This window comes from Haloplanus natans DSM 17983, assembly GCF_000427685.1.
Taxonomy (GTDB): Archaea; Halobacteriota; Halobacteria; order Halobacteriales; family Haloferacaceae; genus Haloplanus; species Haloplanus natans.
On record NZ_ATYM01000003.1, the window covers coordinates 14,106 to 34,303 of the forward strand.

22 protein-coding genes are annotated in these 20,198 nt (G+C 58.9%); 5 read left to right on the forward strand and 17 right to left on the reverse strand.

Annotated features, from left to right (window positions below; translation table 11 throughout):
* Nucleotides 1–276 precede the first annotated feature (276 nt).
* From HALNA_RS00090 to HALNA_RS00150, 13 genes are all read right to left on the reverse strand, one after another.
* A complete protein-coding gene (locus HALNA_RS00090) occupies nucleotides 277–1,086 on the reverse strand; it encodes a DUF7847 domain-containing protein (protein ID WP_049934163.1) in 810 nt (269 codons plus the stop codon).
* Between the two features lie 475 nt (nucleotides 1,087–1,561).
* Nucleotides 1,562–2,044 (reverse strand): hypothetical protein, encoded by a 483-nt coding sequence (locus tag HALNA_RS18980; RefSeq protein WP_084509803.1) that lies wholly within the window; start codon nucleotides 2,042–2,044, stop codon nucleotides 1,562–1,564.
* 3 nt (nucleotides 2,045–2,047) lie between these two features.
* The gene (locus HALNA_RS00100) at nucleotides 2,048–2,641 is read right to left on the reverse strand and encodes a DUF7342 family protein (protein WP_049934165.1); all 594 of its coding nucleotides are present in this window, start codon (nucleotides 2,639–2,641) and stop codon (nucleotides 2,048–2,050) included.
* A gap of 134 nt (nucleotides 2,642–2,775) precedes the next feature.
* Nucleotides 2,776–4,230, reverse strand: a complete 1,455-nt coding sequence (locus tag HALNA_RS00105) for a hypothetical protein (protein ID WP_049934166.1) — start codon at nucleotides 4,228–4,230, stop codon at nucleotides 2,776–2,778.
* A gap of 96 nt (nucleotides 4,231–4,326) precedes the next feature.
* Nucleotides 4,327–4,743, reverse strand: coding sequence for a hypothetical protein (locus tag HALNA_RS00110; RefSeq protein WP_049934167.1), 417 nt, complete (start codon nucleotides 4,741–4,743; stop codon nucleotides 4,327–4,329).
* Nucleotides 4,744–4,796: 53 nt separating this feature from the next.
* Nucleotides 4,797–6,086, reverse strand: coding sequence for an IS200/IS605 family transposase (locus HALNA_RS00115; protein ID WP_049934168.1), 1,290 nt, complete (start codon nucleotides 6,084–6,086; stop codon nucleotides 4,797–4,799).
* Between the two features lie 89 nt (nucleotides 6,087–6,175).
* Nucleotides 6,176–6,376: a beta clamp domain-containing protein gene (locus HALNA_RS00120; protein WP_049934169.1), complete on the reverse strand. Its 201-nt coding sequence runs from the start codon at nucleotides 6,374–6,376 to the stop codon at nucleotides 6,176–6,178.
* 557 nt (nucleotides 6,377–6,933) lie between these two features.
* Complete coding sequence (locus HALNA_RS00125; RefSeq protein WP_049934170.1) at nucleotides 6,934–7,884, reverse strand: helix-turn-helix domain-containing protein; 951 nt, start codon at nucleotides 7,882–7,884, stop codon at nucleotides 6,934–6,936.
* A gap of 83 nt (nucleotides 7,885–7,967) precedes the next feature.
* Nucleotides 7,968–8,213 carry a hypothetical protein gene (locus tag HALNA_RS00130; RefSeq protein WP_049934171.1) on the reverse strand — a complete coding sequence of 82 codons (246 nt, stop codon included), beginning with the start codon at nucleotides 8,211–8,213 and terminating at the stop codon, nucleotides 7,968–7,970.
* Nucleotides 8,210–9,238, reverse strand: a complete 1,029-nt coding sequence (locus tag HALNA_RS00135; protein ID WP_084509804.1) for a transcription initiation factor IIB — start codon at nucleotides 9,236–9,238, stop codon at nucleotides 8,210–8,212. Before HALNA_RS00135 ends, HALNA_RS00130 begins: the two co-directional genes overlap by 4 nt.
* A gap of 45 nt (nucleotides 9,239–9,283) precedes the next feature.
* On the reverse strand, nucleotides 9,284–9,811 hold the full coding sequence (locus HALNA_RS00140; protein WP_157573359.1) for a hypothetical protein: 528 nt from the start codon (nucleotides 9,809–9,811) through the stop codon (nucleotides 9,284–9,286).
* Between the two features lie 93 nt (nucleotides 9,812–9,904).
* A complete protein-coding gene (locus HALNA_RS00145; protein ID WP_049934173.1) occupies nucleotides 9,905–10,402 on the reverse strand; it encodes a hypothetical protein in 498 nt (165 codons plus the stop codon).
* Nucleotides 10,403–10,511: 109 nt separating this feature from the next.
* Nucleotides 10,512–12,089, reverse strand: a complete 1,578-nt coding sequence (locus tag HALNA_RS00150) for a hypothetical protein (protein WP_049934174.1) — start codon at nucleotides 12,087–12,089, stop codon at nucleotides 10,512–10,514.
* A 128-nt stretch (nucleotides 12,090–12,217) separates the two neighbouring features.
* Between HALNA_RS00150 and HALNA_RS00155 the strand changes: the two genes are divergently transcribed.
* The 3 genes from HALNA_RS00155 (at nucleotide 12,218) to HALNA_RS00165 (ending at nucleotide 13,447) form a co-directional block, all read left to right on the forward strand.
* Entirely contained in the window at nucleotides 12,218–12,586 is a 369-nt protein-coding gene (locus HALNA_RS00155; protein WP_049934175.1) for a hypothetical protein, read from the forward strand.
* A 140-nt stretch (nucleotides 12,587–12,726) separates the two neighbouring features.
* On the forward strand, nucleotides 12,727–12,981 hold the full coding sequence (locus tag HALNA_RS00160; protein WP_211225962.1) for a hypothetical protein: 255 nt from the start codon (nucleotides 12,727–12,729) through the stop codon (nucleotides 12,979–12,981).
* Between the two features lie 94 nt (nucleotides 12,982–13,075).
* Nucleotides 13,076–13,447, forward strand: a complete 372-nt coding sequence (locus HALNA_RS00165; RefSeq protein WP_049934177.1) for a hypothetical protein — start codon at nucleotides 13,076–13,078, stop codon at nucleotides 13,445–13,447.
* Nucleotides 13,448–13,536: 89 nt separating this feature from the next.
* Here the strand turns inward: HALNA_RS00165 and HALNA_RS21270 are convergent, their stop codons facing one another.
* From HALNA_RS21270 to HALNA_RS19565, 4 genes are all read right to left on the reverse strand, one after another.
* Nucleotides 13,537–13,659: a hypothetical protein gene (locus tag HALNA_RS21270; protein WP_281172078.1), complete on the reverse strand. Its 123-nt coding sequence runs from the start codon at nucleotides 13,657–13,659 to the stop codon at nucleotides 13,537–13,539.
* Between the two features lie 537 nt (nucleotides 13,660–14,196).
* Nucleotides 14,197–14,592 (reverse strand): HVO_A0114 family putative DNA-binding protein, encoded by a 396-nt coding sequence (locus HALNA_RS00170; RefSeq protein ID WP_049934179.1) that lies wholly within the window; start codon nucleotides 14,590–14,592, stop codon nucleotides 14,197–14,199.
* Between the two features lie 34 nt (nucleotides 14,593–14,626).
* Complete coding sequence (locus HALNA_RS19560) at nucleotides 14,627–15,169, reverse strand: hypothetical protein (protein WP_157573360.1); 543 nt, start codon at nucleotides 15,167–15,169, stop codon at nucleotides 14,627–14,629.
* Nucleotides 15,170–15,171: 2 nt separating this feature from the next.
* A complete protein-coding gene (locus tag HALNA_RS19565) occupies nucleotides 15,172–15,327 on the reverse strand; it encodes a hypothetical protein (RefSeq protein ID WP_157573361.1) in 156 nt (51 codons plus the stop codon).
* 307 nt (nucleotides 15,328–15,634) lie between these two features.
* Between HALNA_RS19565 and HALNA_RS00175 the strand changes: the two genes are divergently transcribed.
* On the forward strand, nucleotides 15,635–17,251 hold the full coding sequence (locus HALNA_RS00175) for a single stranded DNA-binding domain-containing protein (protein WP_049934180.1): 1,617 nt from the start codon (nucleotides 15,635–15,637) through the stop codon (nucleotides 17,249–17,251).
* A gap of 1,086 nt (nucleotides 17,252–18,337) precedes the next feature.
* Nucleotides 18,338–19,510, forward strand: a complete 1,173-nt coding sequence (locus HALNA_RS00180; protein WP_049934181.1) for an ISH3 family transposase — start codon at nucleotides 18,338–18,340, stop codon at nucleotides 19,508–19,510.
* Nucleotides 19,511–20,198: the final 688 nt, after the last annotated feature.

Consider the following 20,198-nt stretch of genomic DNA (forward strand, 5'->3'; position numbering starts at 1 on the left):
ACGACGAGTACTCCGAGCCCACCGTACAGGACCCCGACCGCCAAGTCAATCCAAGAATGACCCCTGATGATCTGATAAGCCCCCTGTAGGACGAACAGCATCCCGACCGCACCAATAACGAGACGACTGGCTCTAGCACGTTCCGAGACTCCCAGTACCGCGACGAGAACGCCACCACAGAGAAAAATAGCGAGCTGGAACGGCGGACTGTCGACCACCGGCCACTGTGAGAGGACGATCACGACCAGTGCGAGTGCCGCACTGGCAGTTTTCCGATCAAGTATCATCGGTGGCTCCGGGATTGATCGTCCGATAGAACGCAACCGAATAGACGCCAAAGAATCCACCGAACAGTACTCCAAAGACAAGAACGAGAAGGATAACACCAACAGCACCAACCAGAGAAATCTGCGGGAGGGGTAACGTGCTGGGGGACTGTGGCGACGTGAGGAGCGAACCAATAGCAAACACCCCACCAGCAATACCGCCGAGTATCCCCACGAGTACCGAGTATCCGAGTGTACTCACGAGGTGATGGCGGACGACGGAGACGCTGTGTTTGAGCCCATCGGTAGCGCCGAGATCGTCAAGAACGATAGCCTGACTGTAGAACTGGACGAAAAAGAGTACCAGTAGATACGCGAGCACCACGAGAGCGACAATCAGGCCGATAATGACGAGAACTCCGATACCGACGCCACCGGTGTCGCTGTACGCTGCGAAGCCACCGAAGATTGCCACGAAGAACGCGACGAACCCGAGTGCGAAGTTGACGGCAACGAGTACGAGCGATACGACGAGAATCGACACGTAGTTCGATTTGCCTTCGCGAACGAAGCTTTCGAGCGATGTCTGTCCGTCGAGTGCTTCGTCAGCCATGCCGACGATGCCGGCCTGGAAGAACGGCATGATGAAAATAAATACGAGCGAGATCACCATCGAGACGACGCTGGCGACGAGTGGATTGATCGCTTGTAGAACTAACTGCGGGATTTGGAACAGTAGTATTACTAACACCGGGACGAACAGTATCGGATTGCGCTGGAGGGCGCTCGGCGTTTGGCGGAGGGCTTTCAGGACAGCCATGGCCGTGGTTCATTTAGTAATCTGATAAGTATTTCCTCTCCGATAGCCGATTCACGTCAGGTCCGCCCCGCGAACGCAGTCAGTTCCCCATCTGCGCTGATTTCGACGAAGACGTCTCGTATTCCCGTCCCCGGCCCGACTCGTATCTCGGTTTGCGTTCTCTCGGCAGTGTTGAGTTCGGCTTCGAGGAGGGCCGATCCCGTAGATCGTGGATTCTCGAACGTCGTGGTTGATGATTCGTCTGCTGCTAGTGTGGCTGTTTCGTCCACGAGAGCCGAGTTCTCGAACGAGATAGTGACCGACAGTCGGTGCGTGGTTCCACCGTTGTTTGTCATAGTGACGTTGATCTCGTCGCTCGTTCCGCCGAATCAGAACGTGCACCCGATCAGTATCGTTATCCCGAGACCGGACAGCTGAAGGGCTTTTCTTCGACACAGGGGCATGTGCTTCGGTTTCAATTATGGTAACTCAGCCCTCAAGGGGGGTTCCTTCCCAAGTTGAGCGGCTTGAGCGTGTCCGCATGATAGGCAGTCCGCCACAGTTTGAGCACCGCACGAGCCACTAGAAGGTCGGGTGACTGTTGTATGCAGGAGCCCTCGACATCGTTTGGGTCGGACGACGCATCTGGTGGGGGATGGTAGTGTTCTAGTCCGGTGACGTGAATGTAGTCGCCACCGTGAGGGTGTTTCCCCCAACGGAGGTTGACGTTCAGTGTGTCCGTGTAGTGGAATTTGTAGTCGCCTTGGACTGTCCACTGGATGTCGAGGCGACAGGAATCGGCATCGCAGAGGCCGTCTTCGAACCGTACTTCGAGAGCGGTGGGATTGAGGAAATCGTCTAACGTCGCCGCTGCAAGGGGTTCCTCATCGTTGAAGACGTCACGGATAGCGAGGAGTGCGGGTCGATCGATGGCACCTCTAAGCGAGTGGCGTTCAGCCGAGCCACGGGTTCCGTTCATACGCTACGGTGCAGAGGTGTTCTCTTCGGAACCGGACGAGTCTCCGCCGACGAACCGTTCTGCGTTGGCGATAGAGAGCGCAGCGTTAGCGAAGGCGAGATTTCGACGCGTAGTCTGCCATTCTTGGAGTGCGTCAGGATCAATCCCGTCCGCGTTGTCCGACGCGTCAGAGAGTGTTTGGTTCGTGTGCTCAACCATCAGTTCCTCAGGTGATTCGACGCCGTACGCCGTCTGGAACTCACTGATCGTCTCACGCATGGCAGAGATACGGTTCACGAGTTCGTCGACAGAAACGTGAGAGAGAATGTCCGTCGCCTGTTCCATGACGATCGACTCCGGCGATCGACGATAGTACGTCCCGCCATGGTCTCCCGTCGACGTGGCGACGAACCCCTCCTCGGCGAGTGCCATGAGATGTTTCCGAGCAGTCTTCGGTGACGTCCGTGCATCCGCTGCGACCGTCTCAGCAGAGCGTGGGGTATACTCGCGGCTAATGACTTCACGGACACGTTCATACGGCGTCGTCTCAGCCTCCCATTCCTCGCCGACTGCCTCGTTGACATCGTCGAATTTTCCGGGAGCGGCGGAGTCTGTCATGTATCAAACCACGATTTGGAGTAGTATAGGTTTTTGGTTCAGTAGTATACTACTTTATCCCCCGGGATAGTTCTCGGAGTGGTTGAACTGAACGCAGATGCGTGTGAGGAACTACAGAAATCGAACCGCATGGCTCAATCGAGGTCATCCAAGGAGTGTTGGATCCGGGTGTGCAAATGCTGGGCTTGTCTGTCGGAGAGATCTGCCTCGGTGTCGACCTCGATACCGGGAACGTCGACGATATCCTCAAGCGCATCGGACAACGTCTGTTGGTCATCCGGGAGGACACGCTCGTCTGGTTCCTCGACCTGCCGGTCATGTTCTTTCAGTGCGAGTTGAATCATCATCGCTGGTTTACGAAGGAGTTCCCCAGCGGTCTCAATATACTCCTGATATGTATCTGAAGCCCACGACCCTTCGTACGAATCGAGTAGCGAGATCAACAGGGAGAGTTGCAAATTGAACACCGTCGGTCGGGACGCTGGCGAGGCGAGAGTCGTCGCCCGATCGGCAGCGGCCTCGGCGTACTTCGCGGCCACGCCCCAATACTGGTAGCACGTGGCCGCGTCGAACGGGAGTGTCTCGAAGTCGTAGGCGATCGCCCGGGTGCGGCGGATCGCCCGGTCGACGTCAACGAGTCGGTCGGCGACATCGTCGTAGATCGCCTTCCACCACTCGTTGATCGGCACCCGGTCGTTCGCCCGCTCGTGAGTGGCGTCGGTCGCCCGCCCGTAGTGCCGGCGTGTGTAGCGCTTCCCCGTATCGGGAACGACGGTACCAGTCTCGGGGAAGTAGAGGATGGGCTTCGCCCACAGCGTCTGCGTCCCCCGGAAGTCATACCCGGTCTCGAACCCGCCGTACACGACCACATCCGTCGAGTCCGAGTCACCAACGCTCGTCACGCCGTCGGTGTCGTCATCGAACTCTGTGTCCCCACTCCCGGAGACGGTGTGCTCGAGGCCCGGACAGACGACGAACATCTTGAGGAGGCCACCCCAGTCCCGGTAACTCGCCCAGCCGAACGCCGCAGTCTCACCGCGCTGCTGGAGCGCACCGATGATGGGGAGATACGCCTCCTGTGGGTTGATGATCGAATATCGATCCGAGGCGATCTGCCAGCGGAACTTGACGTCGTAGCCGAGGGCACACAGCGCCTTCCGACGCTCGTCGACGATGTCCTGGTGGTCGCGGATTCGAACCAGTGGGTCCGACGACGCCCTCGTCGCAAGCTCGTCGAGTGAACACCCTGCAGCGTCCTCGAGTTCGTCGATATCCAATCCGTGAACGTCGCGAATTGCCTCGGTGTCGACAGTCCCGTCCACGCCCACGAACTCGTTGGTCGCCCAGAGCTCTCCGGAACTGGCCTGCGGGAGCGTCGCGATGACGTCCTTCAGCGACCGGGGATCGGGATCGAGACACCGAGCTTCCGATGAAATCGCATCGGGATAGTCGCCCTGGTCAGCAGGAGTGAGGCCAGCAAAGGAGAGCGTCGTCTCACGGGCGAGCAGGTCTGCGACTGGAACGGTCGTCGCTATCGAGCGTGGCGCGTCATCAGCGGTGGCTGGGTCTGGTTGTGTTGGTGTGGACATGATGAACGAAGGCGAACTCCGCTCTCGTTGGATGGAGAACGTCGCTAGTCCGCCCCTCAGCCGATTCGGGCCGCTAAATCACAGGGGGCGTGCAGTTCATGACTTTCCAGAAGCGGCGATCGAAGGGTCATCCTCGTCCGTTTCCTCGTTCCTGTCATCCTCGTCAGTGTCCTCAATCACGAGCGTCTCCTGTTCGTCGTCGTATCGGGGAATGTACTCTTTTCCCCCGAACCACTGGACGAGCGTCGGTCGGAGATTCCGAATCGTCGTCGCCGTCGATTCCCCGACGTGGTCGACCGTCGTGAGCGAAGTCGCATAACAGGCCCAGGCGGCGAACTCGCCCATCGTCTCGAATTCCTCTCCAAGCGCTCGTTTGGCAGCCGACGAAGTGAGCCGTCCATGTGTCGAGAGCCACTGCTTGGAGAACGGCTCGGCCGCCGGGTCACGCTCGCCACGTCGGATCGCCTGGAGTCTGACCAGATTGCCACGGGTGTTACCCTTCTTCCAGAGCACCTCTTGACATCCTCTTCGCGCTAAAACGCGAGGATTCCACCGTGGGGGTTCGGCTACACCGATTCCCCGGCGGTAACTTGCGGGTGTGTATGCTCCTCGTTGGGACGGTGAGCGCGTGGTGACGCCGACCAGCTGTGGTCGTCCCACTTGAGGCATACGGGCCGTGCCATCGGCCGTGGTACGTTCGATTCGTGGCGTCGGAGGAACGTCTCCGACGCGGTGAGGTCCGCGTGGCCCTCGAAGCCACACGAACAGGTAAGGGTGTCCTGGTGCCGAGTCGTGCGGTCGGTCGAACCGCATTTCGGACACGTCTGACTCGTCCACGTTTCGGGGCGGATCTCGACGGTGATGCCGAACTCTTCGGCCGTACATGCCAGCCGATCGATGAACGCGCGGAACGCCCAGAAGTTGTGCGTCTTCGTATTCGCCTTGGCCGACCAGTGCGTCTCCAGTACGTCGGTGAGGTCGCCGACGTACACCGTCGCTACTCCCTCCTCGTACAGTCGCTCGAAGAGGTCGCGGGCAAGCGCGTCCATGGCGTGGTCGCGCCGTCGCGTCCGGCGTCGGTACAGGCGTCGAATCCGCTTCGACATGTACCGTCCCTCTTCGCGCTTCACCTTCGACTGGTGTTCGGCGATTCGGCGAGTCGTCTCGCGGAACCGCTCGAAGAGGTCGCGCCCTTCGTACAGGTACTGCTGGCCGGTCGTGGTCGTACAGGCGACGATGTTGTTTGCGCCAATATCCAGAGCAGCCGTTTCGTCGGCTAATGGTGAGTCCTGTCGAGAACCGTCCGTGGTGACAGGTTGAATGGCCCTGTATTGGTCGCTCAACTCGTCGTAGTACAGTTCCAACCGACCTTGATCGCCCGACCACTTCGGCTTCCCACGAACGTCGAGCGTGAGCCGTTCGTGGTAGCCCATGTCGTACTCATCCTTGAGGTCGCTGCCGACCGTGATTTCGATGGTCGAACGGTCGCTCCAGCGGAGCGTGTACTGGTCGTTACGGATGTAGGTCCGCAACTCCCGACCCACTTCCTCGTTGCCCCAGTAGCCCGGCAGGCCGTTGGCTTCGTCTTTCTCTCTCAGGGTGAAGAACGACCGCCACGCTTCGGTGTTCTTGCGAATCACCTGCTGGGCGGTAGCACTCCCGAGGACACCGACGTACTGCTTGCGGTAGTCTTCAGTCTCCCACACGGATTTGTCGATGTCGGGGTTGGTGAAGTTCTGTCGGCGCTCGTAGGTGAGTTGGTTCCACAGGGACGCAGAGGCGTCCAATAACCGTCGAAGCAGTTCCTCCTCAGGGTCGGCGCGCGGGACCACAGTGAACGTGTTGACGCGCCTCATCGGGTCTCACTCCCCTCGTTATCGAATATAAACCCCTGCATCCTGTCGATGTCAGATTGCTGGATAATGTTTGGCTGAGTCGGCTGAACTCAACTCCCCTCCAAAGTCGCGTCGTAGGACTCGAACGCGCTCGCCGAGAGATCGAGGTCATCCATCGCAACGTTCGCGGGGTCGACCGCCCGGACGCGGATGCCCGTCTCGTCGAGTTTCACGCGGACCTCATCGACGGTCGCCCTGAGTGCCCGCAGAATGTTCTTGAGTGGCTCCGACTGGATCGCCGCCCGGAACATCTCCGGTGGACCTGTGAGGGTCGACTCGTCTGTTTCTTCCTGTTCGGATGGTGGGGGTGTTCCCTTGTCGGTCGAAGCTTAGTCGGTCGTCGGTTCGTCTTGCTGGCTGGTCGCTGACGGATCGACAGGGGAATCCTCGCTCTCGTCGGTGTCAGCGCTCTCTGGAGTTGCTTCTGTACTCATAGTTGGTGGTAAGAGTAGACACTAGGAGTGAAAGATAAGAGTCTAATCGAAGATGCAGTAGATCAACTCTACCTCTCACCCAGTCCCTTACGGGAGAATAAATCTCGACTATCGAACGCTAGCCTGGAGGTACGGTCGATAAGGACAGAACAATCAGCTATCAAGGAGTCATTGGAGCCGAACAGTAGCCCCGTCGCGATCTAGAATATGTTTGTCGACCATACGATCAATAGCATCGTCGACTGCGTCCTTCTGGTCGTCTGAAAGCGTTCTCACATTCGAGAGGAGTGCTCTCGGATTGTCTCGATGTCGTCAATCCCATCATCAACAGCCCCCAGAACAGTATACTCGAACTCCGCCGGGAAATGATACAATTAGGACACCTCGTACTGCTCTTTGAGGGCCAAGAAGTCCGATTCACTCGGGAGGAAGACAGGGAGATCATCCGAGACATTGAACTCTCCACGAAGTGGCCGGTCCAACGCAGTCACCGTCGTCTCCAGATCGTACCAACGTGCAGTTTCTGTCAACGTCTGCTGGTCGATATCCAACTTCTCGATCAAGAGCATGGAATAACTGACTCGGCGCGAACCACTGTCGAGGACGAGGGTATGGCAGACAACGTTGGCAGGCGTGAGTACCTCGTCGGGGGCATACCAGAATGCGGGTTCGCCAGCGAGGAAGAATTGGAGGCCGTACTCCTGAAATTTGGCGAGGCCACTTAACTGCCAGTCAGCGGCGGACTGCAATGCGGTCGTATCATCGGGCGTCTGTACACGGACGAGTGCCCGCTTCGGGTCGCACCACTCAACCGTCGCACTCGGGGCGGTCTCTCGAACCCGTGATCGATGCTCGTGGCGCACGACGGCACGAGCGAACTCGAGCAGCGGCCAGAGGTCGTCGCTCAACGCGTACTCCGGGCCAGACGGCGACAGCATCGCTCTATCCTTGAGTGGCGACAATGCATTGTGAACGCCTTGGCGAGTAATCCCGAGTCGCCCCGCGATATCGGTGGCACGGCGCGGTTCGTCGAGATACCAGCACACCCGGAGCGTGGCGGGCGAAAGCAGTTCAACCCAGTCAACGTGGCCGAGCTTCGACCGGAGATCTCGATACGCTTCAACGACCGGGTGGTCAGTCGCTCGGATCCGACGCTGGTTGTGGGACGCTCGGGTTTCAGTCACCAGGCCCTCGGACTGCAGCTCGTCCAGTATCTCATAGAGGTGGGGTTGAGAATACTCAGTCTCTCCTGCGAGTTCAGACGGAGTTGCTGTCCGGCCAGCACTCAGTGCGTCCAGTACAGCAAGTCCGGCCTTAGTGAGCATCGCTGTAAACTATATTACTCAGTCATATAAATATGTTTGCGGAATTTTGTTTACAACTTGTTGGGGAGTCCACACGCTCCTTGTCACCCCTCATAGAAGGCGAACTGGCGGGAGTCAATCACACTCCAAGAGAACGCTTCGTACACACCAAGCGTTTCGTCGAACTCCCACGATCCATCCGAACGGAATCGGATGCCTGCCCTGACGATAGCGTGAACGACCGAGTGACCACACTCTGGACAGGGCTTGCCCGGACGCCATCCGGCTGTAGACGGGTCAAGCATAACCTCGATACGTTCCTCTCGACCAGTGATCTCGTCGATAGTCATGGAAGCTCCCGTTCGATTTTAGTTGAAGAATCGGAGGACTCAGCGGACCAGACCGGTAACTCTCGATCCTGGAGAGCCTGCCAGACGTGCTGGAGACTGACTTCAGAGATACGAGCGGCGGTGGCGAGCTGCTCTTGCGTTACGGCGCCGAATCCCTTCAGTTCACGACCGGCGAAGTAGAGACAGCCAGCAGCGACACCGGCGGGTTTGCGCCCGTTCGCGAGGTCGATGAGCACGTCCGAATCGCACAGTTGTGCCGCCCGCTCTCGAACCCGCTCCGAAGCGTCGACCGCACTGGCGAGTCGTGGGAGAAAGTCCGCAGGCACAGCCGGTGGAATCCGTAGCGACAGCTCGCGATTGAGCACCCCATACGCCAGCCGAACCTTACCGTGGTCGACCCGAGCCGCCTCAGCGACTTCGTCGAGAAAGCGCGGCAGTCGGCGGCGGCGACACGCCGCGTACACCGCCGCACTCGCCAATGATTCGAGGGACCGACCGCGAATCAGATCCGCCGACTGTGCCTCGCGAAACAGCTGCCCCGCCTCTGCCTGGATGCTCTCGCCCACGCCCAGCGCCCCACCGATCCGACGGATCTCACCGAGACCGTGCGCGAGGTTCTGGTCGGCTTTGCTCTCGAAGCGGGCTCGTCGGTCCCAGCGGCGGAGTCGACGCAAGCGGGCTCGGGTCGCAGCCGGGAGTTCGCGACCGTGGCCATCGCGGAACCGACCGATTTCGGCAGAGATTCCCCGGTCGTGACGAATTGGGGTCACTGGCCCGCCGACTCGGCGCCGCTCTGCTTCGTCGTAGGGCGTCCACTCCGGGCCGTGGTCCAGGCCGGCATCCTCCACGAGCAGACCGCAGTCGGGACAGTACGTCTCGGTGTCGTCGCTGACGAGCTGCACACCATCACATTCTGGACAGCAGCCAGACGCGTTCGCCGGCGTTTCGTCGGCGTCGACGTGATGACGGGAATCGGTACACTGGTCGGTCGAAACAGTCGCGTAGCTGGGCGAATTGAGGGACATCTGGGAAACCGGCCCGATGAGGGCCGAAGGTTGATCGTCAGTCAGTTAGTCGCGGGCCTGGTCGGCGAGGTCTGGCGGGAACGGTGGGTCGAACGTGTCGTGGAAGGCAAGACAGACCCGGTCCTGCCAGGCAGCGTATTCGTCGGGCGGTGTCTGCTCGAATCGCTTCACGCCGATGCCGGACTCACGGGCGAAGGCCTCGAGATCGATCGCCTCGATGCTCGTGATGGCTCCCGTCGATGGCGTCGGCTCAGCCGCCGCCGGCAGGGGTCGCTCGATCCAGCCGTCGAAACAGCCATCCGTCGAACTGATCACCACGACGCCGTCCGTCGCGCCGACGAACAGCCGCGTCGTGATTCGAGCGAGGTTTCGATACAATCCAGGTGGAATCACGATCACGAGCTGGTCGGTGTCGATCGTCTCAACGAGACCGTGCTCGATGACACGTCCGTCGACCCGCCAACGCTGGCGGTCGTCGAGCCAGCCACCCGTCTGGAGTCGGCCGATGGCGGTCTCCAGACACGCCAAGGTCCGATACTGAATGTAGCCGGCGACCGTCGCGTAGAAGCTCACAGCACCCTCCACAAGTCCTCGCGAGTGTCGAGTCTCACGCCCACTTCGAACGGTCTGGGACGGCTGGATGAGGTGACACTCGCCGTGAATCGTTCAGTAATGGACATCAGCGGGCACCACCCAGAGCGAGTCGGAGTCACGGTCCTCGATGTAGCGGTCGACTGCATTCCGGGAACGGAGTCCAGTGCCGTGTTCGTCGTAGATCCAGACCGACGGCCCAGCGAACTGTCCGAGCCGGTAGCAGTCGTACCGGACGAGATCGACATCGTCCATCACCTCGGCCGGTTCGAGCCTGTCGAGCTTCTCACGAAGCGTCGCGACGGTCTCGACGAACCACGTTGCTTGAGCTTCGATAGCGTCGTCGAGGAGTTGTTTCCCAGTCGCGGACGACAGCCGATGCGCGGGATCGAGCCCACCGTAGCGAGGGTGGTCGCGATACCGTGCGGTCGATTCGTCGAGCGTCTTGTAGTAGTCGAACGCAGTACTCGCGCCCTCACCGATCCCGATCAATCGGTCGAGCGCGAATCGTGCGGTGCCGACCGCCTCGATCGCGTCGGCTGCAGGGACGAGTACGCGTATGAGCATGTGCATATTGCCGTTCCTCGCCCCCTTTGGGTCGATAAAATCGAGCTATAAGATCCATCGGTGGCGATGGCTGCACAGCCTATTGACCTGCCCCGGCTAACCCATGCAAGCGACGTCAGAACGTCAGCCAGTCGTCCTTCGCGTCTTCTTCTGGAAAGAAGCTCTCCGCTTCGGGGAGCAACGGATTCGATCCGTTTTCGACGTTGGGGCCAGGCAGATCGACCGCGCCTTCTGGCGACTCCGCGAACCCGTCCAAGCCCAACATTTCCGCACCGATTTCCGGATCCATCACGGGTTCCTCGATCAACACTCCAGGCCCCCCGCCGGACATTCCAAACCCGAATTCTGGCTGTTCAACCGGTTCCGCCGCTGATTCTTCAAACCCGGAGAATTCCGAGGTGACGTCGGTCAGTCCGAAAGGATCGGCATCCCACTGCGGTGGCTCCCATCGCGGCGGTGAATAATCCATCCCCACATCGAACGCCGACTCATCGGCTACACCCTCCTCCTGCGGTCCGATCGGTTCCTCGTCCATGACCGGCTCCGAACCAAGGGAGCGACGGGTACTGGAACGTCCGCCGTCAAATGTGCCAATCTCTTCACGGCTACCGTAGCCGGTTGTGTCCGCAATTGTCGGGCGGTGGCTCCCCGGTTCCGGGCCGGATGACCGTGGCCATGTCTCTGCCGGATACTGCCGTCTATCAGCGGCTGTCAGCGGCTCACGGCGGCGGTCCACACGCCTGTCCTGCTCAAGGTACCGAGTCTCCCAGGTATCGCGGGGTGCCGATCGCCGTCTGGTGGCGGTGTCGTCAGTCCGCCGGCGAGCGTGGTTGTCCGGTGCCGTCGACGGCCGCGTACTGTCGTTCGAGGCCGCGGTACCGGAGCTACGCGGAGTGGGGGTGAGGAGGGCCTTGAGGAACGAGGAGATCTTGATCTCAACCGGGCTGTGCACCAACTCGTGGCTCACAGCACTCGGCCCGACATCGACCTCAACGAGGTCCGGGATCGGGTCGAGACCGATGAATTCCGGTCCCCAGTCGATGTCGAGGTAACTAAACTTGGTGTCGACCTGAACGAACTTGATCTCACGGCTCGAATCGACCGGCTTGAAATACGGGTTGTCGGTCTCGGCGGATGGGTTCCGGCGTGGTGACGCTGTGGAGGTGACGTGTCTTTGCCGGTGGGTCAAGGTTCTCGCCGTTTTCCTCGTCTGGGAGGAACCGGTGTTTGAGGTCGTTCGATGCGTCGTCCCGGTATCGGCCGGGTGTGACTGTTGCTTCTTCACCGTGGCCGCCAACAGTTCAGGTTGCTCCGATGTCGGCGGCTCCGGTTTTTCCGACGTTAGCGGCTGCGGTGGATACGGGTCGTTGTCGCTCGCTGGCTCAGGTTCCTGCTCGGTCGATCCTGTGGACTCGGCCGTCTGCTCTGTATCAGCCGACTGTGAATCGGTCTGCCGCGTCGGTGGACCCGTCGTGGACTCCTCGGACGTGTTCGGAAACGCGGGTTCCGGAGCAGGCTGCGGACGCCGCGGAGACGGCGACGAAATAACCGGATACAGGGCCATCGTTGTTCCGGCTGCGATACTTGCGGCCGCGTACCAGAGGCCGGGGGGAGAACGGAGGCCGTCCACGAGCAGGAGGGCTGCCCCGCCGAGGACCACGAACAGGGCGCCAAGACGGCCGACTACCGTCATTTTCAGACAGTAGGTCAAGTTTGCTTAAATATCTGGTCCTAATACAGACGGTCTACGTGCGGCTTGTATGCCGGGTTATCGTCGGAATAAAGCTTATACATGCTTCGGAGGTTGGTAAACACATCTGAATGGCGCCCGGACTGCTCAAAGCCCTCCTACAGACGGCGAACTACTTCCGGAACTGGCGGAAGGGCGACCCCGAGAGCGCCACCCAGCGAGGCCGCAAGTATCTGTTCTGGATTCTTGTCGGTGGGGGTGCCACCCTGTGGATCCTCTACCAGCACGGAATCGCCGTCCCGGTCGACTTCGCCATGTTCACCGGCGGCCTACTACTCGTCGAGATGTTCCAGTTCGGGACGCTGCTCCGGATCGGGATGGCGGTCGACCCGCTGGTCGGCGGTGTCCTCGGGACGATTGGGCTCGGTACCCTGGCGAAGCTCTTCCGTGATCTCGGCGGTATCTCTGCGGCGATCAACTACTTCTTCTCCATTCGATAGCAGCCCTTACTACCGCGGTTACGTCGTACACTCGGGGCTGAGACTGATATGAGTTCCTCGTGGACGTTCTTTACGTCTCGGTCAACAACCCGGACAGCCTCGCTATGACATTTATACCGGTTGGGACCTAACACGAGCGTATGGCAACCGATAGCGTCTCCGACCGGGTGCGGGAACTCGCCCAGCACCTCGGTATCGATGAATCCGAGGTGATTCAACAGGCCGTCGAGACGGGCGTCGAGACGCTCTACCGCGATATGATTATCAGTCGATACCTCGATGGCGATCTCACACGCGAGGAGGCGGTCGACGAACTCGGCGCAGATGTTGTCGACCAAGTCGACTCCGCTCGCGACGCGATCGAAGAAGACGTGGAGTGGGGACTCCACGCTTGAGCAGACTCGTTGTCACCGATACAGGGCCGGTAAACTCCCCCACCCTACTTCGCTCACCCACAAGGGGGTCGCTCATTGAGGGTGGGGCTTTGATGTGGACTCCCAACTGTTCGACGAACACACCAGAGAGTTCCCTGTCGTTATCGATTTCAGCCAATTCGCGGATCTCGGGGAACGATATCAAGATCGAGGTCGCTATCGGCAAGCAGCAGCGGTTTATCGTGGACTCGTGGCCGGGATCGACGACAACATCAAACTCGTCGATGGAGCCTACGACCACTATGCAAGGGTTTTCCGTGAGGGCTTAGACGCCTACATCAAATGCGTCACAGCAGCTGATCTCTCCTCATCTGAGTATGAGTCGTACGAACAGTTCCTGGTCGAGCGAATCGAGTCTGGGTCACAGATTCATCGCGAACAGTTCGAGCGAGCGCTATCGAGTCTGCAAGCCGCAATCGAGGAGTGAGACTTCTATTCACCGAAAGAATTCAGTGAAATCGATTGAGAAGCGATGATGAACGAGATATGTCGACGCGCTAAAAACTGCAATAGTCTCTATTCGACTTGAGCTTCGTATTCATCCCAAAGCGTATCGATGTCTGTGCCGGTTTCCTCGGCGATATGGCGCAGCAACTGCGCCCTATTCTCGAACCGCCGGAGTTGCCCCTTCCCGCTCATACAGAGATACAGCCACTCCTGCGATGATAAATCACGGGGGACCCCCATCGATAAATGTAATTGACCGGCTTTTGGGTCGGAGCTCCCAGGCAAGGTCGGTTCCCTCAGTCAAATCACCGCTGGTCTGCCGAGGGATACGTTGTAACTGGTTCTGAAAGCCAGCTGTCGAAGGCTTAGAGAAGCGCTCTAATCTCTCTCACCACCTATTCGTCACTGCACGACCTCTGTTCAATCTTGGAGCATTGCAGCCATTCGGCCTGCCGCCTCAGCTTCCTCACTTCGGGACATATCGTACTTAGCGAGTGCTTCTTCAACCGCTTCTTCAAGCGTCATACCTCCCCTCCGATGCTGTAGTCACTGTGTCCCCTGATTCAGATTCAAACGAATGCTCTTGTGTAGAAGATTGTTGGTCGTTGCTGGAAGGGGCAATTCGGAACAGGTGACCGCCCGATTCAGCCCGTGATAACCGATCTGACTCCGCAATACTTGAACTACGCTCGGTACAAAATCACCCGGTGGCTATCCACCAACAATCCCTTACCCAAGAGCGTCGAACGAAAGCGTGATGACGAGTTCGTCGAACCAGACGACGGGACGCTTGCTCTGGCCTGCTTCCTCGAAGAAGATGATTCCCAGTTGGGAAAGTCGACTGAGTTCCTCGTGGACATTTTTGACGTCACGGTCCACAACTCGGGCAGTCCCGTTGATGCTGGAGGGGGACTCCCGACGAACAGCCTCGACGAGTTCGAGGGTACGCGGCGGCAGCGTCTCCATGAGATCGTCGTAGCTGGTGAACGACAGCGTCGGTGTCGTGTCCACTGAATCGCCGTGTTTCAGTGACTCGATGTGGTCAGTAATGTCGTCGTGGAACTCGTCGGACGATTTGACCGTCACGACGAGGGTCGACGCAGCCCGAAGCTGTTCGCGCTCCATCGGATGTGAAGGTGGCGTTGATTCGGTCACGGTATCACCCAAGGTAGATTTCCTCAGTGACTGGATAAACTGAAAGGCCGCATGCTCGGCCCAATTTCCGAATGGGCCCATCGAACGAGAACAGATAATCATCGCCACGTTTTGCCTGCAGTATCAAAATTGCTTCCTGAATCGAGACATCGTGCTTTGGGTACTGAGCGAGAAACTCTGCTGCTGCATCGAGTACAGTCCGTGGACTTGCAGTCAGATTATTTGATTCCCAAGAGTCGGATCCATGTTGGACAACTAAGTCAGAATCTTTGATATCTTCGTACAGATCAAGTGCCTCGTGTGCACCACGTTTGGACCGGAATGCAGAGATGACCTCCGCAACGACGTATGCATCCGTGACGTAGTAAGCCCGGTCGCCGGAAATTTCGAAGAACCGGTCGACTACAGCCTGTTTGCGTTCAGACCGATGATCGGTCGTCAGTCGAGCAAGTAACGCTTCTTTATCGAGAAAGACGATTGCGGTACCGATGTCGTCAGGGAAAACGAGACTATCGTCGACTGAGGACTCCCCATCTGTATCCGCCACCTCTACTCCTCGTCAGACTCAAGTTCGACGCGGTCGCGCGTGAGCAGCGGATCTTCGCCATCCTGAAGCGGGGGGTCACCCAGAGTTTCCGGATCGAGAGCGGGCCCACTCAAGAACTCCTCGAGCGGACTCGCACGATCTTCCTTATCAGCAGCCATGGAAACTCACCTTCGTATCATCGATTAACGGCCGATAGTACTTAAGTGTACAGTCTCGGAGGACCATACCGACCACACGAGTAGTTACCCCACAGGCCACTTTGGGTGTGATTTGTGGGGTGACTACAAGGCCGGCTCGAAGGATGTAGATACGCCGTTAGAACGTAAAATTGAGTGTGGGAAAAGTGTGGGGATTCCTTGGAAAACACCGAGACCAGCCGCTCAGTCGGCGATATACCTATGCTCCGCTACGCAGTGTAGAATGTGAGGCTGGACAGAGCCTCACGAATGCAATTGGAGTATTGCAATGAGTAGTAGCAACACCGAGGACAAGAACCTATCGGCGACGATAGAGGCGACGACACACAAAGACCCCAATGGGACCGCAGACTCGCGGACCGACGCCCGCCGCTCCCCCTACTTTCGGGACTACCGGGAGGAACAGGAGCGCCACCGCTCGACCGACACGGCCGAGACGATCACGCTGGTCACCAGACTGGCAGGGTTACTCTGGGCAATCGTCAACCAAGCGGCTGCAGACAGGTCCACCCGTGACGCCGACGTCGCGACGGACACTGACGCAGATCAAGAGCGCTTCACGGAACGGACGGCCTCGAAGACTGACTTCGGAACGCGAGCGGAACCCGTCGACGGACTGTACGGCTACACTCCCGACGGTGACCCTGTCGTTCCCGAGCGAGGCCAGCTCATGAGAGCTCGGACCAACGTGAACGGTCAGCCCGCAGACGCGCTCTTAGAGCCCGATGCTGCCGGCGACCTTACGACCTGGACGCCCGGCAACGCCAGCTCGAACTTCGTCGATCCGACCGGCGAACAGATCGTTGGCGTCGCCAGTGGCCTCGACGAATCCGCGACCCGGACGGCTGCACCGGAGACGACCGCTCCCGCGACTGTCGACGACCTGCAGGCGTACGACCGAACGGAGGACATCGAAGATGACGACACCACAACCGGCATCGAGACCGCCGATCTGGAGGTCCTGACGCCCGGTGGTGAGTACATCCGTCTCGGTGACCTGCTCGTCGAACCCGAGCAGTTCGCCGGAACGTCACTGGAGTCCATCGAGCGCTCGCTCGCACTGGAAGCCGAGAAGCAGCGCGTCACGGACGGTATCTGCCGCCCGGGCGAACTCAGCGACGAGATTGAACTGGTCGGACACGCGAAGTGGCTGAACAACCGGTTCGACGAACTCGCCGCTCAGCGCCCGACGACGACAGCAATCGCCGCGGCTCGCGCTGAGGCTGCCACACAGGCCCGTGACGAGCGTCTGCGTCCGCTCCTCGAGCTGGACTCGGACACTCACGACGAGGTCTGTACGATGGCGAATCGGCTCCTGAGTGAGGACTTCGAGAAGGTCCACGAGGTGCGCAAACAACCGCTCACCCTCGCGATCGCGCTTGCAAAGCGTGTCTCCCGAGGTGTCGAGCCAGCGAGTGCACTCCTCAGACAGGCCGAAGCCGAGGCGAACGATCCCCGGAACATCCAGACGATCGGTAACGTCCGATACATGTCGACCCGCCAGACGAAGGGCCGATTCTCGACGCAGGGCCGCGTGGCGATCCTCTTCGAGAACACGCATCCCGGAATCAAGCAGGCCGGCGTGCTCCAGGACGACACCGGATCGATCCGTTTCGCGATCTGGAAGAAATCCGAATGGGACGAGACCCGCCCCACGCCCGACCCGACCGACGTTGGCGGCCGCACGCTCATCCGATCCCACCGGTTCCCCGAACTGGCGGTCGGTGATCTCGTGCGCGCTGAAAACGTCGTGAAGGGCTGGTATGGGGACGAGGCGACCTTCGAGACCCGTCGGGACAGCGAACTCACGATCCTGGAGCGAGCTACCAACGACTCGAGGGACGACACGGCCACGTCCGAGACTGCGACGATCCACGAACGATGACCCAGACAACGTCGGCGGACTGGTCCGAAGACGACCGGCACACCCGTCCCGAAGAACCCGATCGCCTACTGGCGAGGGAGCGAACGATGGGTGTTCCCGATTACGGACTGGACCCCCGACTGGTGGCTGGCGCAGGAGAACGTCGAGACTGTCGAACAGGATCGGTCTGATGTGTCGACGATGACTGGTAGGAAGGTGATCCCCGAACAGTAGCGACCTGTAGCACAGCGAGTCTCCATCCGAGACTCAGAACCCTAGAACCCCCTCTTTCCGTATCCATAGACTTCTACAGCTCGAAATTCTCTAGTGTGGTCTGAGCAAAAACACTAATAACTGGTTGAATGTGGGGAATGCTTCTCCCATATCTTAATATGGGTGTGTGCCAAATGTCAAACCGGGTTAGGCGGTGGCACCGATCCAACTGATCGGAAACCACCGCGTTATTACATTCCGATCAGCTGTGCGACTACTCGGACGATCTCCAAGGCTGTTTTTATCACCTCCAGTGTCATCAGAGTTTGATTTTCCTCTTTATTTGCATCATCCTTCTCAATGTGATCTTGCTCAGATTCACACATGGCTTTTTCCAGCAGCCCGCCGAGAAGGACGCGGGTTAGGCGGTGGCCCGACGTGGCTGCAGTTCTACGTCTATCTCTCAGTAACTTATACTCTGACTTATTTAGGATGCTTAGGCCCTGAGAGTGGCGATTTTGTAAGACAGCGGTCTTACGAGCTATCACAGTAACGGGTCTTGTTGTGTTTGACAACTTAGAGTGGTTTCTCGATACGACACTAACCGACACAGTCCACGGCGAACGCAGTAATCACCTGATCGGTCGCTCGATCAGGTTGATTCCTGGCGATGAAATAGGTGAGCCGTATTTGAACCGAATCAGCCTGATAAATGAGACGGTGATTTAGAACGGTTCTCAGAGCTTATCTTGATGAGTTTTGATCACCGCCGGTGTATAGATTAACCCCTGTGTTCGACACTTAATGCGGTTCATAAGCTCGGTACTTCCCAACCGGCGTGAGAGGCGGAGCTAAAGCGTCGCTCTGATTGAGGAAGATGTCCGGTTCAGAAGTGTGTTAGAGCTCCCTGGACCGGACGGTGTCCTTTCGGCAGCAGATGTCAAAGATGTAGCGGCCGACGTAATTGGTCAGCTTCCACTCCAAGGAATCGAGGGCTCGCCCCTCGATTCCGGTGATATCTGGCCTGTCGTCACCATGGCCAGCGTCAACCAATCGTCCGTTTGGGATGTGACCTCCCAAACGGACGATACTCCTTGCGACGATACTGTCATGGACTGGCTTCACACGCTTCAACGTGAGAAGCTCGAAATGGCGGCAAACATCCTGTTTCGACATCTCGCCCTGACGATTCTCGACCCTGACCGGTCGAGAATCGTCTCCATCGACTTCGTCGATAACCCATATCATGGCTCTCCTGACGAGGAAGACGGCGAACTCTGTACAACGAATCCCAAAGATGGAACGACAACATGCCACCGCTATTGTACCGCTTACCTCGTCTCGAACGGAAAGCCAGTGACGCTGGCGCTGACCTACGTCCGCAGCGACGAGAAGGAGGCCGACGCGGTCAAGCGTGTCCTCGACCGCGTCGCCGCCTATCCCTTCGAGATAGATCTCCTACTTGCTGACCGTGGCTTCTACAATGAACGGGTGATTCGTCACGCACGCGACCTAGCGACGACGGTGATCCCTGTCAAAGAGAAGGGTGAGCGCATGAAGGACAAACTCGCCACGCACTGCTCGTACATGACGACCTATCGCATGTACAAGGGACGCGAGCGGGAACTGCGCTTCCCGCTCGCTGTCTCTGTCTCATACCAGAACGGTGACCGAGACAAACATGGCGAGGTCGTTCGAGGATATGTGGCGTGCGATCTGGCCGATCGCACGCCCACGCAGGTCGAACGACGCTACCGGAAACGCTCGGCGATAGAAACCAGCTATCGGCTGTCTCGCCAAGCGCGAGCAACAACAACGACACAAGACCCAATCGTCCGGTTTGGGTTCGTGATCGTAAGCTTCCTGCTAGAGAACCTATGGCTCGTGCTACGATGGGCGGTCGTCGCCCGCCCGCGGCAGGGCGGGCGCGACCTGCCCGAGCAGTTCACGTTCACGACGTTCTGTGACTGGATTCGCCACGAGCTGGAAGCGGAGTTAGAGCGGCGGTGGGAGATTGAGATGAACGGTGTGGGCGTCCCCGACGCATACGCCCCGGCCGCGGGCTGACGGCCAGCCCGCGGCCTCGGGCCAGCGAGTCGTCAGCAACAGCACTCGTCAGAAACCGCTTCAACAACCGCTCTCATCACTGTCTCTGTCCAATCCAGATCGATGTCTCGATTCAATCAGCTACCGCTCCGAGATTGAACGGCTCATACCGATTCAACTCGGCTTCCGAATCCTCGATTGGGAAGTACCGACTGTTGATCTCAACGACAGAGCCCAGAGCTTAGGGCAGAGAGCAGCAACACTCAGGGAGGACGCATCGAAGTCGGCCCGCAGCGTAAAGCGAATCAAAGCTGCACAATCTGCTGCGAAAGTCACTGGACGTACTGCCGTTTCGGCCGGTCAAGCAGGCAAGCAGGTAGGAAGGACCGGTGTCCAAGCTGGGAAGGCGAGTGGTATTGTGTTCGCTGGAGCAATGACGCGGAGCCCCTACGCGGCGTACAATATGGGGAAACGGGGTGGAAAACACCTTATCGGACCCGGAGCCAGCGACGAACTCGCCGATTCGGCGGACGAGCCCGACATCGACTGGATGGCCCGGCAGGAGGAGGGACCAGGACGGGCGTCGGCTCCGCCGTGGGATGATGACACTGGTAGTGAGCCGTCAAAGACTATGTGAACTTCTTCTCGATGAAGCCCTTGTGAAGCGAGAAGTTATAGCGTAGGACCAGCATGAAAGGAACATAGACCA